Genomic DNA, 15921 nt, shown 5'->3' with positions numbered 1-15921 from the left:
CGGCGGGGCCGGCAATTCGCGCGTCGGTGTCATCCGGCCCCGAGCGCCCCCAGAACCAGCCCCGCGCCCGCCCCGAGGATCATGAACGGGCCGAACGCCATCGCGGTCCGGCGCCCGGCCCGCCGGGTCAGCACCAGGGCCGCGGCGCAGCAGGAGCCCAGCAGCAGCCCGGCGAAGGCGCCCACGAAGAGCACGTCCCAGCCGTACCAGCCCAGGGCCACCCCCAGCGTCAGCGCCAGCTTGACGTCGCCGAACCCCATCCCGCTCGGGCTGATCAGGAACAGCACCAGATACGCCCCGCCCAGCACCGCGCCGCCCAGCAGCGCGCGCGGCCAGGACCCGGCGCTGTGCGGCAGCAGCGCCGCCGCGCCGAGCAGCATCGCGACCCCGCCCGCCATGGGCAGGGTGAGGACGTCCGGCAGCCGGTTGACCGCCAGGTCCACGGCCGTGAGCAGCACCCCCAGCGGCACCAGCAGCAGCCACACCGCCAGCTCCGGGCGCGCGCCGACGGCCGCCGCCAGGCCCGCGCACACCAGCGCGGAGAGCGCCGCGGCGGGCACCGGGCCCGTCCCGTAGTCCCGCTCGCCGCCCCGGCAGCCGGCGCAGCGGGCGGGGCCCAGCCAGCCGCGCGCCGGGCCGGTGAGCGCGTGCCCGCGCGGACAGGCGCCGCGCCAGGGCTCCTCCGGATCGACGGCCAGCCGGTAGAGCGGGCGCGGTACGAGCAGCCCGGCGGCCGCGCCGTACGCGGCGGCGAGCACGATCAGCAGCGGTTGCACGGGCCGAGCCTACGGAAGCGCCCGGCCGGTGGAACACTGCGCGGGAAGGGCGGACGGTGCGGGAAGGGCCGAAGGGGGGCCGGATGGTGGGCCGCTGGCGGGACGGTACGGGGACGCTGCACGTGGTCGGCGGCGCGGACGGAGCGGACGGCGCAGAGGAGGACCGGGAGGGCGCGGAGGACAGCGCGGGGCGCGCGGAGGGCTTGAGCGCGGGGCGCGCGGAGGGCATTCCGCTCACCATCGCCGCCTCCTATCGCGCCCGCGCCCGCGGTCTGCTCGGCCGGGACGGGCTGACCGGCGCGCTCCTCCTCACCCCGGCGAGCGGGGTGCACACCTTCCGGATGCGGTTCGCCATCGACGTCGCGTATCTGGACCGGCGGCTCACCGTCGTGGACGTCCACACCCTGCGTCCCGGCCGGCTCGGGCGCCCCCGGCTGCGCTCCCGCCATGTCCTGGAGGCGGAGGCGGGCACGTTGGAGCGCTGGGGCGTGCGGCGGGGCGTGCGCGTCGTGATCGCCCCCGGCCCTTCAGCGCCGCCCCCTCCTTCTGTACGCTGACTTCTCGGTGTCATGGTTGGGACACCCTCGATCGCGGTCGAGATTCATCGAGGTAGCGGTCGGGATCATCGAGGTAGAGGTAGTAGGGGTAGGGGTGGCACGGTGACGACCACGGGCAAGATTCTGCGTTTCGACGAGTTCCGCGGCTACGGCTTCATCGCTCCGGACGACGGTGGCGAGGACGTCTTCATGCACGCCAACGACCTGCTGGACGAGAAGCACCTGTTCCAGCCGGGGTCCAAGGTGCGGTTCGTTCCCGAGTACGGCGACAAGGGGCCCAAGGCGTCGGAGGTCCGCGTCCTCGAGCGCGCCGCCGCGCCGGTCATACGGCCCTCCGGGCCGGACGGCGACGACACCATGTGCGATGTGCTGTCGGTCGCCGAGCTGCGGCAGGAGCTCACCGAGGCGCTGGTCGAGATGGGCGGCAGCCTGACCGCCGACCAGATCAAGCAGGTGCGCAGGCGGGTCATCGAGCTCGCCCAGGCGCACAACTGGATCGAATCCTGACGTCGGGCCGCATGGCGCCCTGACAGCGGGCTGAGGGCCGCCGCCGCGACGAGCCGTCGCGACGGCGGCCCCTCGCGTTCCGGCGCTCCTCAGCTCCCGGCACTCCTCGGCTTCCGGCACTCCTCGGCTTCCGGTGCTTATCGGCTTCCGGCACTCCTCGGCTTCCGGTGCTTCTCAGCTTCCGGTGACCTTCAGCATCATCCACATCGCCGCCGTCGCGGCCACCACGGTCGCCGGTGCGGTCAGCAGCCCCAGACGGGTGAACACCCCCAGGTCGGAGCCGGTGTCCGGCTCGTGGTGATGCACTATGCGCCGCCACAGCAGGGTCGCCAGGGAGCCGACATAGGTGAGGTTGGGCCCCAGGTTGACGCCGATCAGCACAGCGAGCACGGGCCCGGTGCCGCCCGCGGAGGCGATCGGCAGCAGCGCCAGCACGGCGGGCAGATTGTTGATGAGGTTGGCCAGCACCGCCGCGACCGCCGCGATCCCCAGCAGCGCGGGCAGGGTCGTCCCGGTGGGCAGCACCTGGGTCAGCGCGTCCTGGAGACCGCCCGCCAGCACGGCCTGGACCACCACCCCGAGCGCCAGCACGAACAGGCAGAACAGCGGCCCGGCCGCGCCGATGGCCCCCCTTACGGTCGTCTCGCGGCGCCGTAGCGCCCTTACGGTGAGCACGAGAGCGCCCGCCCAGGCCGCCCACTGGGGGTCGAGCCCCGCCAGCGAGGTCCCGACGAACCCGGCGAGGGTCAGCAGCAGCACGGTCAGCGCGAAGACCGGCACCCGGGGCCAGTCGGCGGGCGGGGGCTCGGAGGTCCCGGCGGCCAGATCGACGGCGAAGAAGCGGCGGAAGACCAGGTACTCGATGCCGATGGTCAGCAGCCAGGCGGGCCCCATCAACACGGCGAAACGGGTGAAGGAGACCCCGCCGGCCTGAAGGGCGAGCAGATTGGTGAGGTTGGAGACCGGAAGGAGCAGGGACGCCGAGTTCGACAGATGGGCGCAGGCGTAGACATGTGGCCGGGACCGCGCCCCGAGCCTGCCCGCCGTGGCGAACACCACGGGCGTGAGCAGCACGACGGTGGCGTCCAGGCTCAGCACGGCGGTGACGACGGCCGCGACGGCGAACACCCCGCCCAGGAGCCGGTCCGTACGCCCCGCGCAGGCCCGCGCCACGGCCTGGCCCGCCGCCTCGAAGAGCCCCTCGTCCGCGCACATCCGGGCCAGCAGCAGTACGGCGGCCAGAAAGCCCACGACGGGCAGCAGCTCCCGGGTCTCCGCCCAGGCCCGGGCGGGCGAGACCGCCCCGGCGGCCACGACGATCCCGGCGGCGGGCACGGCCGCGACCGCTTCCGGCAGGCCCCGCGGGCGCGCCACCGCGAAGGCCAGTACGCCGAGCAGCAGGACGACGGAAAGGGACTCGGCGACGGCGGTACTCAGAACGGACTCCGGCGGATGGTGCGATCGGCACACCCATGATGCGGCATCGCGCCGCCAGGACTGCTCAGGCGGTTGTGGGGAGCCGGGAGCCGGGTCCGCTCAGGCGGTTGTGGGGAGCCGGGAGCCGGGAGCCGGGACTGCTCAGGCGGTGTGGGGAGCCGGGAGCCGGGTCCGCTCGGCCCGCCCGTCCTGGGGAGCCGGGAACCAGGCCGCTCAGGCGGTCCTGGGGAAGCTGACCTCCACCCGGCGGTTGCGCTTCCGGCCCTCCTCGCTCGCATTGTCCGCGATCGGGTACTGCTCGCCGTAGCCCCGGATCTCGTAGTTGACGGAAGGTTCGAGGTCCTCGGCGAGCGCCTGCTGCACCGCGTTGGCCCGCTGCTTCGACAGCACGATGCCATGGCCCGCGGAGCCCAGGTCGTCGGTGAAGCCGAAGACTCGGACGCTCTTGGCGTTCTGCCGCTCGGCCTCGGAGGCGATCTCCTTGATCCGGGCCTTCGCCTCGCCGCCCAGCTTGGCGCTGTCCTTGCCGAAGAGCACCTCGGCCTGGAGGGCGAACTTCACCTTGGCGTTGGTGTCCTCCCGCCGCTCGTCGCCGTCGTCCGTCTCGACCACGGACTTGATGTCCAGGACCCGGCCGGGCGCCAGCTTGGCGCCCTCGGGCATCCGCAGATCGGAGTCCTTGGCGTCGATCTTCAGGGGCGGGGTGGTGTCGGCGGGCGCGCCGGGGCCGCTGTCCGCGTGGGCGGGTGGCGCCGGGGCGGTGAGGGTGACCAGGAGCGCGGTGGAGGCCAGCGCGGCGAGTACGGGGCCGCGGCGCGCGGGGCGGCGGGCCGTCGTCTGCGGTGTCATGGCCCGGCTCATCCGGAGAGGGTGATGCCGACGGACGGCATGGTCGGGATCTGGAAGTCGACCTCCGTGACGCTCTTCGGCGGGGCCGGGAACTGGGCGAACAGCGGACGGCTCTCGTTGGGCTTGATCCCCGAGAGCCCCGTGGTGCACAGGCACTGGCCGTCGGTGTCCCGGAGGACGAGATAGCGCTTCTTGCCCTTCTCGTCGATGAGGGATGCTCCCGAGACGGACGACAGGGACTTCACCTCGGTCTCCTTCGAGCGCCAGTCGATCGCGTTGAAGAGCCGGCTGCCGTGGTTGGTGACGGTGGCGCTCACCGTGACGAACCCGCCGTCGTCGCGCTCCGCGGAGTGCAGGGTGACGACGATCCCGCCGGGACCCTTCATCTCGCCGATGGTCTTGGACGAGTCCGCCGCGGGCTGCTGATCCCCGCCGTCGTCCTTGGGCGCGGTCGACGTCCGGTCCGCGCCGTCGCCGGGCTTCTTGTCGTCGCCGCCGCCGCTGCCGCACCCGGCCACGGCGAGGGCCAGGGCCGCGGCGAGCGCCGTCGCGGCGGCCCCCCTCCGGGCCTTCGTCGTGTGCCGAATGCTCATCGCTCGCTGTCCTTTGCTCTTCGTTCGCTCGTCAGTCGGCCGTCAGTCGGCAAGGTGCACGGAGAAGAGGTCCTTGGCGTCGGGGAAGAGGTCGAGACGCGTCGGGTCGATGGTCAGGTCGAGTCCGTCGCAGCGGAGGTCGATGGGCGGCTTGTCGTCCTTGCCGTCGCCCTTACCGCCGTCTCCGCCGCCCTTACCGCCGTCTCCGCCGCCCTTACCGCCGTCTCCGCCGCCCTTACCGCCGTCTCCGCCGCCCTTACCGCCGTCTCCGCCTCCGCCGTCGTCGGGCCCCTTGGTCGGCGGGGCGGGCGGCTCGGCCGTGCAGCGCGGGGTGACGACCGCCTTGGCCGTCGCCTTCGCGTGCTTGGTCTCCGTGCCGGGGATGACGGTCTTGCCCACGGGCTTCTGCGTCCTGACGGTGACGGTGAAGGACGTCGGCAGGAACTCGGGCCCGTGGCAGTCGGTCACGTCCGCGCCGTTCTGACCGGCGAACCACCGCGCCTCATCACAGGCGCTGGTCGAGCCCAATCCCCGCCCGTTCAGCAGGTCGTCCCAGGCGCTGCCGTCCGCGATCGCCTTCAGGAACCCCTTGCGCAACTGGTCGCGGTAGTCCTGGGCGGCCGCGAGGGCCGCCGCGTCGGCGGCGGTCTGTCCGCCGTTGCGGGTGGCTCCGGCCTGGCCGACGGCGAAGAGGGCGAGCGCGAGGAAGAGCAGGCCCGCCACCGCGGTGATGTAGATCGGAAATGCCTGCCCCGCGTCGCTCCTGAGATCTCGGCGCGCTGTCACGGGACCGGTCAGATGCCGACGACCTGTGAGATCTTGTCGGAGATGGCGTTCGCGATCATGCTGCCGAAGTCCGTGGTCGACAGGACCAGCACGATGGCCACCACCACGGCGATGATGCCCAGATATTCGATCGAGGTCTGTCCCCGATCGTTCCGCATGACGCGCTTCCCCATTGTGTTCCCCTCCATGGGCTGCCGTCCCACCATGGTCCGGCGACTCAACCCCCGTGGTGTCGCTCGCGACACGAGCAAAGTACGCCGAAACAGCCGTCTCGGAACAGTGCCCCAGGAAGCATTGCCTTCCCCGTTCACCACGTTCGAACCGTGGACGTGACGACCGGCCCCGGTCGTGCATCCGTCTCACCCCCTCCCGCCACCGAGGAGTTCTCCGTCGACGACTGTCCCACATTCAATTGCAACCGCGAAGGAGCTTCACCTAAAAGAGACCGTCAGTCCCCGGTCACCGAGCCGAAGTCGGTGCCCGAGCCGATGAAGAACCCCGCGACGAGCAGCACCATGGTTCCGGGCACCATGAAGGTCGTGATGACCATGGTCGCCTTCGGCACCGCGCGCGCCGCGCGCCGCCGCGCGTTCTGGGCGTCCGTACGGCGCATGTCGTTCGCAATGGCGATCAGCGTCTCGACAATCGGAGCGCCCAGCTCCTCCCCCTGCTGGAGGGCGGTGACGAACTGCGCGACCTGTTCCGAGTCATTACGTTTACGTAGCTCCTCGAACGCATGGCGGCGACTGACCCCCATGTCCATTTGCCGAAGTGTGATGCGAAGTTCATCCGCCCAGGGACCCTCGTACTTCTCCGCGACCCGGTCCAGGGCCTGACGGAAGCTCAATCCGGCGCTCACCACGACGGCCAGAACGTCCAGAAAGTCCGGCAGTGTCCGCTCGATCGCGTCCTTGCGCTCCCGCACCGCCGCCCAGATGCCCACCTCGATCCAGAACAGCCCGAACGCCACCAGCAGCAGCGCCAGCAGGACTTGACCCTTGATCAGCATCACCAGCGCCCCGCCGAAGCCGAGCGCCCCGTAGACCGCCCGCCGGGCCGCGTAGCGGTCCACCGTCAGACCGCCCGGATTGCCCGCCAGATCGATCCGGCGGCGGACCCTGGCCACCCGCTTCTCGCCCATCAGCCGCAGCACCAGCGGGGCGTAGCGGATGCCCAGCCGGTCGACTGCCGAACCGACCGCGGTCGTCCGGCTGGAGCCCACCTCCAGGGCCACCGCCAGGTCGCTGGGCAGCTTGGCCTCGCTGCGGTAGAGCGCGATGCCGTAGGCGATGCCCGCCACCGCGAGACCGGCCGCCAGCGCCAGCAGCAGTGCCATCTCCCTGAGTCCCCTTTACCTGTTTACCTGGATTCGCTCGTACGTCGGTCTCGGCGATCTCGGACGGTCCCGGACGACCTCAGACGTCGATCTTGGACATGCGGCGGATGAGGAAGAAGCCGATCCCGTACAGGCAGAAGGCCACGACCACCGCGGCCTGCCCCCAGAAGGACGAGGTCATCCGGTCCAGCGAACCGGCCGCGATCCGGTTCATCAGCAGCAGCGTCCCGATCCCCAGCAGCGGTACGACATAGGCGGTGACGGTCACCTGCGAGAGCTGGGTGCGCACCTCCCGCCGGGTCTCCTTGCGCTCCTCCAGCGTCTGGGTGAGGTTGCGCAGCGAGCTGACCACCGTCCCGCCCGCGCGGTTGGACAGCACCAGCGTGGTGACCAGCACCACCAGCTCCCGGGAGGGCAGCCGCTCGGCCAGCTCCTCCAGCGCGTCGTCGATCGAGTGGCCGACGGCCAGCTTGGCCGCGACCTTGGCCAGCTCCTCGCCCGCCGGCGCCTCCATCTCGTCCGCCGCCATGCCGAGCGCGGTGCGCAGCGCCAGCCCGGCCTGGGTGGCATTGGCCAGGATCCGTGACAGCTCCGGCAGTTGGTTGATGAAGCGCTCTATCCGCTTCTGCCGCTGCCAGCCGAGGAACGCGAAGGCCCCCCAGACGGCGATCACCGCCGCTATCGGGCCGAAGAACGCGGCGAGGAAGGACGCCGCGATCAGCCACAGCCCGGCCGCCGCCCCCGCCGTGTAGACGAAGAACTCCCCCGGAGTGATCTCCAGGCCCGTCGCCGCCAGCCGCAGCTCCAGCTTCCGGCCGAGGGAGGTGGTGCGCAGCCGCCGGTCGACCCCGGCGAAGCGGCGCGCCCGGCCGGTGCCCGGCAGCGGGCCGGTCTCCGACAGCCGGTCGATCAGCGCGCGCTGCTGCTCCTTGCCGCGGACGTAGGTGTGCACGCCCACGACGCCGAGCGCGCCGCACACCAGCGTCGCGCCGAGGGCGGCCGTCGCGAGATGGTCCATGGGCCCTGCTACCTCCGGTCCCTGGGGTCGAACGGGGGTGGATCGAACGAGGGTGGATCGAACGAGGGTCGGTCGTGCGGGGGCCGGCCGAACGGCGGCCGGTCATGCGGCGGCCGGTCGTGCGGGTCGTATCCGGCGGCGCGGGTGGCCAGTTGGGCCGGGAAGGCGGCCACGCCGAAGGCCGGCGGCACCGATTCGCTCGCCAGCCGCAGCCGCTCCGCGATCCGCTCCGGCAGCGGGAAGTAGCCGAACCGCCCGTGCACCACCCGGTCCGCGCCCATGGGCTGGGCGTCGAAGCGGCAGACGGTGGCGATGCGGTACGCCTCGTGGCCGTGGCTGTCGAGCAGCGCGATCTCGCTGATCCGCCGGGAGCCGTCGGCGTTGCGGACGAGCTGGACGATGCAGTCCACGGCGCTGTTGATCTGGTCCCGCAGCGCCTCGTAGGGGATCGCCACCTCCGACATGGAGGCGAGCGTCTGCAGCCGCATCAGCGCGTCCTCGGCGCTGTTGGCGTGGACGGTGGCCAGCGAGCCGTCGTGGCCGGTGGACATGGCCTGGAGCATGTCGAGGGTCTCACCGCCGCGCACCTCGCCGACGATGATGCGGTCGGGGCGCATCCGCAGCGAGTTGCGGACCAGGTCGCGGATGGTGATGCGGCCCTTGCCCTCGACGTTGGGCGGCCGGGATTCCAGCCGGATGACATGGGTCTGCTGCAATTGCAGCTCGGCGGCGTCCTCGACGGTGATGATGCGCTCCCCGTCGGGGATCAGCCCGGAGAGGGCGTTGAGCAGCGTGGTCTTGCCGGAGCCGGTGGGGCCGGAGACCACGACGTTGAACTTGGCCCGCACCAGCGCCGCGAGCAGCAGCAGCATCTGCTCGTCCAGCGTGCCCATGCCGATCAGCTCATGGAGGGTGTAGGCGCGGGGGAAGCGGCGGATGGTGAGCGTGGCGCCGGTGAGGGCGAGCGGCGGGATGATCACGTTGACGCGCTCACCGGACGGGAGCCGGGCGTCGACCATCGGATTCGACTCGTCCACCCGGCGGTTGACCGTGGAGACGATGCGCTCGATGGTCTGCATGAGCTGCTCTTCGGAGGCGAAACGGACGGGGACCTGCTCGACCCGGCCGGAGCGCTCCACGAAGATCTGGTCCGGGCCGTTGACCATGATCTCGGTGATGGAGGCGTCTTCGAGGAGCGGTTCGAGCACCCCGAGGCCGAGCGCCTCGTCCACCACCCGGCGGATCAACTGGGAGCGCTCGGTGGTCGAGAGCACCGGGCCCTCGCGGCTGATGATGTGGCCGAGCACGCGCTCCAGCCGGGAGCGGCGCTCGGCGGCGGAGAGCGCGGACATCTCCGCGAGGTCGATCTCCTCGAGCAGCTTGGCGCGGTAGGCGGAGACGAGGTGGCCGTCCTGGCGTCCGCCGCCGCCCTCGCCGGGCCCCTCGGGCGCGGTGATACGGGCCCGCAGGCTCATCGGTCGCCTCCCATCGCGGCGGGCGCCAAGCCGCCGTTTCCGCCGTCTCCTTGGCCGTCGTCGCAGGGCATCGTGGCGCTCTTCTCGGCGCTGCCGAAGTCGAAACCGGGGATGACGGAGGGGATCTCCACGGTCGCGGTGGCCCGCGCCTCCCCGCCGCCGCAGCCGCCGCTGCTGATACCGGCGCCGTCGGCCAGCCATCCGCTCATCGCCGCCTTCCCGGCGGCCTGCGGGCTGGTCCGCGGCTCGTCCAGCGACGCCGTGCGCGCCGCCGCCCGCGCCGCGGTCCCGGCCTGCTGCGCGGTGTACGCGGCGATGCCGAGCTGCGCGGCGGCGAGTGCGACGAGGATGAGGATCGGCAGGAACCCCAGGAACTCGATGGACGCCGACCCGGTGTCGCCCCGCCCCCGGCGCGATGCGGCGGGACGCCGACCCACCCGGACCGAGCCCGCCGCCGGGCGGTGCCTGGCGATTTCCGCGCCCGGACCGGCCCCCGGCGCCACGGCGGCACGGCGCCGTACCAGGGCGCGACCGACCACGCCGCGCCACCGCGACGAGCCGCACGCCGGGGCGGGCCGTCGGACCGCTCGCACCACGGCCGCCTCCTGGCGGTCCCGCCGCCGGGCGGCCTCCGCCGCGCCGCGGAGTCCCACCGATACCGAGCCCTGGCCCCCCGGCCACGCGGCGGGGAGCCGGCGGCTGCCGCCCCGCCAGGCTGTCGCCCCGCCCCGACGCGCGGAGACGGCGCGAAGCGATGCCGCACCACCGGCCGCCCCGCGCCCACGCAGCGAACCGAACGCCCCCGGGCGGCGCCGCGCTCCGGACCCACCGCCCGGGAACGCCCCGGACCCACCGCCCGGAGGCGTGGCGGACCCACCACCCAGGAGCACCACGCGCCCACCGCCAGCGGGCGTCGCCGCCCCCGCTTGCCCGCGCGACTGAGCGGTGGCCACCGTAAGGCTCGCGTCGGGAGGACGCACCGGTTCCCGGTGACGGGTCATGTCACTTCCCTCCGCCCGCCAGGTCGCTCTCGTCCGCCGCGCCCGCCGTGCCCGTGACCGTCCGCGGGAAGTCGGCGGCGCCCGGGAAGAGGATCGGGACGTGGAGTTTGACCGTGGCCTTGTAGACCGAGCCGTCGCCGCCGCCGCAGTCGATGTCGGCGCTCCAGGAGCCGGGGATGTCCTTGCTCGCCGCGTCCTGGCAGGCGCCCGCTCCCTTGGTGGCGCCCGCGCGGGCGCCCTTGTCGGCCGAGTTGCCCGCCAGCGAGTACGTATAGCCGACCAGCACCACCTGCCAGACGACCGCGAGCACGATCAGCACCAGCGGCAGGACGCCGAGGAACTCGACCGTCACCTGGCCGCGGTCGCCACCCCGGTCGCCGCCGCGCTTGCGCAGGAAGCCCTTGGTGGACGGCGGGGCGATCTCGTTGAGCGCGTCGGTGCCGTCGCCCACGCTGCCCTGCGCCGGGTCGCCGCCCGCCTCTATGGCATGGCGCCGCCGCAGCCCGGGCAGGGCGCGCTCGCCGCCGCCCCCGGCCGCATGGCCGCCCCGGTGGGCGGCGCGGCGGCCACCGCCCGGGGGCGCGGCCTCCACCAGGCCCAGCTCACCGGCCAGCCCCCACAGCGCCTGTTTGACGGCCGACTTGGCGTCCAGGTCCTGCATCCGGCCCGAGTCGACGGCGGGCTGAAGCTCCTTGAAGCCGGCCGGGATCGCCGTGCGCGCCACGGTCGTCCCGGTGGCCCGCTGGACGAGCTGCGGCTGGATCTCCGCGCTGCGGGTGTGCCGGTTGACCACGGTCACGGTCTCCTCCGCCTTGCGGATCTGGAGCCGGTCCCACAGCCGGACCATGCGCTTGGCGGCGCGCACCGCGACCACGTCCGGGGTGGTCACCAGCAGCGCGATGTCCGCGGTCTCCACGGCGGCGGCGCCCGCGGAGGTCATCTGCGTACCGCAGTCGACGACCACGAGCTCGAAGCGCGACCGCAGCGCGCCGATGACCTGGCGGGCGGTGCGGTCGGTCACCTCCTCGCCGCGCTCGCCCTCGCCCGGCGCGAGCAGCAGCCCGAGCCCGGTCTGGTGGGTGAACACCGCGTCCTGGAGCACCCGTGGCGAGATGTCGCTGATCTGCGCCAGATCGGCGATCGAGCGCCGGAACTGCACATCGAGGTACGAGGCGATGTCCCCGGACTGCAGGTCCAGGTCGACGAGCGCGACCTTACGGCCCGCGGCCCGCGCGGCGAGCGCGAGCTGCACGGCGGTCACGGTGGTGCCGACCCCGCCCTTGGCGCCCGCGACCGCGACCAGTTGGCCGCCGGGCCCGGCGGCGAGCGGATCGCCGCCGCCTCCGAGATGGCGCCGCACGCCCGTCGCCCACTGGGCGGCGCCCTGGACGCGGGCCGCCAGCTCGTCGTACGACAGCGGTATCCCGGCGATGCCGCGGGCCCCGGCGTCCATGGCGGCCGAGTACAGCGCGGGCCCCGCGTCGGCGGTCACCAGCACCACGCCCACCGCCGGGAAGCGCAGCGCGATCTCGCGGATCAGCTCCAACGCCGGGGCCGGGCCGATGCGCTCATGGACGAGGACGACCTCCGGCAGCTCCTCCAGGGAGGCGGCGGCCAGCGAGGCGAGGGTGTCGAGCAGCAGGGTCGAGTCGCCGACCGGCGCCGACGGTTCGACACCGGGCAACTGGCCGAGCAGCCCGCTCAGGGAGCGGGCGGCGTCGGGGTCGCCGGCGGCCGGCAGAATCCTGATCGTCACCGCGGCACCTCCTCACTCATTTGTCGCCGTCGAGGGTGTAGGTGCGGTCGCCGGGACCTATGGAGGTGCCCCCGCCGGGAGCGACCAGCGCGAGCCGCACATGTGAGGCGAAGGACTCGGCGTACGCCACGCGCTGTGCGTTCTTGGTGTCGAGCGCGAAGGTGATCGGCACGGCCTCGTTGATCCGCCGTTTGTCGTCCTGGTTGGGCTCCAGGGCGGTGATCCTGCCGAGGTCGAGCACCTCGGCGCCCGCGACGATCAGCTTGGAGACCGGTTTCTCGCCCTGGGTGCTGCCCTCGAAGGTCGCGTAGATGTTGACCTCCGCACCCGGGGTGATCTTGCCGGCGACGCCGGTCGCCGCGTCGATCATGATGGCGATCTCCTGCTGCCCGGGCTTCAGGGCGGGCCGGTTCGCGATCATGTCCCGCTGCAGCAGCGACCCCTTGGCGAGCTGGGTCACCGCGATCTTCCCGCGTAGCTCGGCGAGATCGGTGACGGCGGTGGAGGGCACATAGCGCTTGGGCATCGAGACCTTCTCGAACTCCCCCGCGTCCAGCGCCTTGTAGGGCTTGACGTCCGAGGTGAGCTTGTAGGCGGTGGTCTCGGGGCCGACCTTCGACTCCACGTCGTTGACGACGGAGAGCACTCCGGCGAAGGCGCCGACGGCGCACAGGACCGACAGGAGCAGCAGGATGACTCCGCGGCGCTGGCGTGAATTCATGGGACGCACAACCTCGTTCGGGGACGTTACCGGCTGGTCAGGGCGGGACGTTGGGACGTGAGCAGTGCGGGGATCTCATCGCCGCGGGCCACCGGGCAGGAGCAGAAGGCACAGCGGTCGCCGATGAGTTCGAAACCGCACCAGTGGCATTCCTCTCTCCGTACGGAGGCCACGAGCTGGTAGAGGACCGAGAGGTCGGGGATGGCCGCGGCGAACTCGATCAGCTTCGGAGTGCCCCACCAGCGCGCCGACTCGGCGGGCAGCGGCACCTCTTCCACGCCCCGTACGCCCCATGCGGGGGCGAGGGCGCCGGTGACCCAGTCGTCGCGGCCCGCGCCGCCGTCCCCGTAGCCATGGCTGTTGAGCTGGCCCCGGGCGACGGTCATGGAGGTGGCGTACCCGGGGGCGGGCAGCTCTGCTGCGCCGCCGACCTTCACCAGTTGTGGGGTGGGGTGGGCGAGCACCCCGAAGTGGGCGCCAGGCACCCAGGACTTGACGTGCGAGGTGAGGCTGACCGGGACCCGGTCCAGCCGGGCCACACTGCCCAGCAGGGCGCCCGCGTGAATGTAGTGGGAGAGCAGCCGGGCGGCGCACGCCAGAACGCCGGGGCTGAAGTCGGATACGGAAAGCTGGCGCAACTGACGGGCCAGTACGGCGACGGCCAGCGGGGGCAGTTCGAGCGGCAGCAGCGCCATCCGGTCGCTCTCCAGGACGGAGCGCACGATATGGAGCCGGCGGACCACGGCCGCGGGGGTCGCGGCGGGATAGAGCACGACGAGGTAGCCCTGCTGATCGAGAAGGGTCCCGACCTCGGCGAGGGCGTCGTCGAGTGACTGTGCGTCCGGCGGGCGGAGCACGACGGCCGACGGGGTCTGCCCGTCGGGCGGCGGAAGCACCAGCTCACGGCCGGTGACTGCTATCGCGGTGGGCACGTCGGCTACCCCGTCTCACATCGGCGCCGAGCGGCGGCGGCCGGAGGTCGTTACTGCCCCTGTCTCATTACTGCCCCTGTCCTGGTGCGTCGTCACTTTATCCACGAAAACGGCGTGAGAGAACAGTTCCTCTGGGTTACGCCACCCGGCTCCGATGCGGAGTCCGCGCATCCCCTTGACAAGGTTATTGGTCTGGACCACTTTACGTTCATACGGTGGCCACCGTCCGCAATCTCCTCCTTCACACCGGCTTCCCAACGGATTCCCCCACGGAGGCAGTTATGGACCGTGCCCGACACCCCCGCCCCACCCGACTCAGACGCGGCTTCGCCCGGCTGACCAGCGCATTCGCCACCATCGCCCTGGGCGCCACCGGTCTGGTCGCCCTCGGCGGCACCGCCGCGGGCGCCGCCGCCGCCAACCTCGCCCAGAACCCCGGCTTCGAGTCCGGCCTCAGCGGCTGGACCTGTTCCGCCGGGAGCGGCGCCACGGTCGCGAGTCCCGTCCACGGCGGCTCGGCCGCGCTCAAGGCCACCCCGGCGGGCACGGACAACGCCCGCTGCGCCCAGACCGTGGCCGTCAAGCCCAACTCCTCGTACACGCTGAGCGCCTGGGTCCAGGGCAGCTATGTCTACCTCGGCGCCGGCGGCACCGGCACCACCGATGTCTCCACCTGGACGCCGTCGGCGCCCGGCTGGCAGCAGCTCAGCACGAGCTTCACCACCGGCGCGGGCACCACCTCGGTCACCGTCTACACCCACGGCTGGTACGGCCAGCCCGCCTACTACGCCGACGACATCAGCCTGACCGGCCCCGGCGGTGACCCCGGCGACCCGGTGCCGGGCGCGCCGAGCGGGCTGCGGACCGGCGGCGCCACCTCGTCCTCCATCGACCTGTCCTGGTCCCCGGTGACCGGCGCGACCGGCTACAACGTCTACCGCGACGGCTCCAAGGTGCAGTCGGTGGGCGGCGCTTCGGCGACCGTGACGGGTCTGGCGGCCTCGACCTCGTACCAGTTCCAGGTCACCGCCACCAACGCGGCGGGCGAGTCGCCCAGGTCGTCCGCCGTCACGGGCACGACCACGGCCGGAGGCGGCGGGGGCGGCGGCACCGTCCCGGGGCACGCGGTCACCGGGTACTGGCAGAACTTCAACAACGGCGCGGCCGTGCAGAAGCTGCGCGACGTCCAGAACCAGTACGACATCATCGCGGTCGCCTTCGCGGACGCCACCGGTGCCCCCGGAGCCGTCGACTTCACCCTCGACCCCGCCGTCGGCTACGGCAGCGAGCAGCAGTTCAAGGACGACATCAAGGCCAAGCAGGCGGCCGGGAAGTCCGTCGTGATCTCGATCGGCGGCCAGAACGGCACGGTGTCCATCAACGACCCGGCCTCCGCCAACAACTTCGCCAACTCGGTCTACGCCCTGATGCGGGAGTACGGCTTCAACGGCGTCGACATCGACCTGGAGAACGGCCTCAACGCCACCTATATGAGCCAGGCGCTGCGCGCCCTGTCGGCGAAGGCCGGGCCCGGCCTGGTGATCACCATGGCCCCGCAGACCATCGACATGCAGTCCACCTCGGGCGCCTACTTCCAGACGGCGCTGAACATCAAGGACATCCTGACGGTGGTCAATATGCAGTACTACAACAGCGGCTCGATGCTGGGCTGTGACGGCAAGGTCTACTCCCAGGGGTCGGTCGACTTCCTCACCGCCCTCGCCTGCATCCAACTGGAGGGCGGTCTTTCGCCGTCCCAGGTCGGCCTCGGCCTGCCCGCCTCGACGCGGGGCGCGGGCAGCGGCTATGTCTCCCCGGCGATCGTGAACAACGCCCTGGACTGCCTGGCGCGGGGCACGAACTGCGGCTCCTTCAAACCGGCCCGGACCTACCCGGGGCTGCGCGGCGCAATGACCTGGTCCACCAACTGGGACGCGACCGCGGGCAACGCGTGGTCGAACGCGGTGGGCCCCAAGGTCCACGGTCTGCCGTAGCGTGACGCGGCTCCTCCCGGGGGGGATGCCCCTCCCGGGGGGATGCCCCTCCCGCGGGGATGGGCCAAGGGGGCCGGGGCGCAAGCGCTCGGCCCCCTCATCCGCATTTTTCACCCGCACGGACAGGGAAGATGACGCCTGGGGTTGACAACGGCATTGGTCTGGACCACCTTATACGCACGC

At 72.4% G+C, this 15921-nt stretch carries 16 protein-coding genes; 3 read left to right on the top strand and 13 right to left on the bottom strand.

The features are described from left to right. Window positions 1-29: 29 nt before the first annotated feature. Window positions 30-776, bottom strand: a complete 747-nt coding sequence (locus STRVI_RS05360) for a prepilin peptidase (RefSeq protein WP_014054598.1) — start codon at window positions 774-776, stop codon at window positions 30-32. A gap of 83 nt (window positions 777-859) precedes the next feature. Here STRVI_RS05360 and STRVI_RS05355 point away from each other — a divergent pair, with 83 nt between their 5' ends. Next, window positions 860-1333, top strand: a complete 474-nt coding sequence (locus STRVI_RS05355) for a DUF192 domain-containing protein (protein WP_014054597.1) — start codon at window positions 860-862, stop codon at window positions 1331-1333. A 102-nt stretch (window positions 1334-1435) separates the two neighbouring features. Then, complete coding sequence (locus STRVI_RS05350) at window positions 1436-1840, top strand: cold shock domain-containing protein (protein WP_014054596.1); 405 nt, start codon at window positions 1436-1438, stop codon at window positions 1838-1840. Window positions 1841-2014: 174 nt separating this feature from the next. Here the strand turns inward: STRVI_RS05350 and STRVI_RS05345 are convergent, their stop codons facing one another. The 12 genes from STRVI_RS05345 to STRVI_RS05290 all read right to left on the bottom strand — a co-directional run bounded on the left by STRVI_RS05345 (window position 2015) and on the right by STRVI_RS05290 (window position 13744). Further along, window positions 2015-3310, bottom strand: a complete 1296-nt coding sequence (locus STRVI_RS05345) for an SLC13 family permease (RefSeq protein WP_014054595.1) — start codon at window positions 3308-3310, stop codon at window positions 2015-2017. Window positions 3311-3490: 180 nt separating this feature from the next. Next, window positions 3491-4126 (bottom strand): OmpA family protein, encoded by a 636-nt coding sequence (locus STRVI_RS05340; protein ID WP_014054594.1) that lies wholly within the window; start codon window positions 4124-4126, stop codon window positions 3491-3493. 8 nt (window positions 4127-4134) lie between these two features. Beyond that, window positions 4135-4719 carry a hypothetical protein gene (locus STRVI_RS05335; protein ID WP_014054593.1) on the bottom strand — a complete coding sequence of 195 codons (585 nt, stop codon included), beginning with the start codon at window positions 4717-4719 and terminating at the stop codon, window positions 4135-4137. Between the two features lie 42 nt (window positions 4720-4761). Then, complete coding sequence (locus STRVI_RS52000; protein WP_014054592.1) at window positions 4762-5505, bottom strand: pilus assembly protein TadG-related protein; 744 nt, start codon at window positions 5503-5505, stop codon at window positions 4762-4764. 8 nt (window positions 5506-5513) lie between these two features. After that, window positions 5514-5663: a hypothetical protein gene (locus STRVI_RS52500; RefSeq protein WP_162496074.1), complete on the bottom strand. Its 150-nt coding sequence runs from the start codon at window positions 5661-5663 to the stop codon at window positions 5514-5516. A gap of 290 nt (window positions 5664-5953) precedes the next feature. Then, complete coding sequence (locus tag STRVI_RS05320) at window positions 5954-6841, bottom strand: DUF5936 domain-containing protein (RefSeq protein ID WP_014054590.1); 888 nt, start codon at window positions 6839-6841, stop codon at window positions 5954-5956. 79 nt (window positions 6842-6920) lie between these two features. Next, the gene (locus STRVI_RS05315) at window positions 6921-7859 is read right to left on the bottom strand and encodes a type II secretion system F family protein (protein ID WP_014054589.1); all 939 of its coding nucleotides are present in this window, start codon (window positions 7857-7859) and stop codon (window positions 6921-6923) included. Window positions 7860-7867: 8 nt separating this feature from the next. Continuing rightward, window positions 7868-9334 carry a CpaF family protein gene (locus STRVI_RS05310; protein ID WP_014054588.1) on the bottom strand — a complete coding sequence of 489 codons (1467 nt, stop codon included), beginning with the start codon at window positions 9332-9334 and terminating at the stop codon, window positions 7868-7870. Beyond that, window positions 9331-9930, bottom strand: coding sequence for a TadE/TadG family type IV pilus assembly protein (locus tag STRVI_RS05305; RefSeq protein WP_014054587.1), 600 nt, complete (start codon window positions 9928-9930; stop codon window positions 9331-9333). The genes STRVI_RS05310 and STRVI_RS05305 overlap by 4 nt, the downstream gene beginning before the upstream one ends. A gap of 406 nt (window positions 9931-10336) precedes the next feature. Next, entirely contained in the window at window positions 10337-12091 is a 1755-nt protein-coding gene (locus tag STRVI_RS05300; RefSeq protein WP_014054586.1) for an AAA family ATPase, read from the bottom strand. A 16-nt stretch (window positions 12092-12107) separates the two neighbouring features. Continuing rightward, window positions 12108-12812: a Flp pilus assembly protein CpaB gene (gene cpaB / locus STRVI_RS05295; protein ID WP_014054585.1), complete on the bottom strand. Its 705-nt coding sequence runs from the start codon at window positions 12810-12812 to the stop codon at window positions 12108-12110. Window positions 12813-12838: 26 nt separating this feature from the next. After that, window positions 12839-13744 carry a hypothetical protein gene (locus STRVI_RS05290; RefSeq protein ID WP_014054584.1) on the bottom strand — a complete coding sequence of 302 codons (906 nt, stop codon included), beginning with the start codon at window positions 13742-13744 and terminating at the stop codon, window positions 12839-12841. A gap of 281 nt (window positions 13745-14025) precedes the next feature. Between STRVI_RS05290 and STRVI_RS05285 the strand changes: the two genes are divergently transcribed. Continuing rightward, the gene (locus STRVI_RS05285; RefSeq protein WP_014054583.1) at window positions 14026-15738 is read left to right on the top strand and encodes a chitinase; all 1713 of its coding nucleotides are present in this window, start codon (window positions 14026-14028) and stop codon (window positions 15736-15738) included. Window positions 15739-15921: the final 183 nt, after the last annotated feature.

The sequence above is a fragment of the Streptomyces violaceusniger Tu 4113 genome, assembly GCF_000147815.2.
Classification (GTDB): Bacteria; Actinomycetota; Actinomycetes; order Streptomycetales; family Streptomycetaceae; genus Streptomyces; species Streptomyces violaceusniger_A.
Note: the sequence above shows the minus strand (reverse complement) of the source record. Positions and strands in the feature narration are given on the sequence as shown.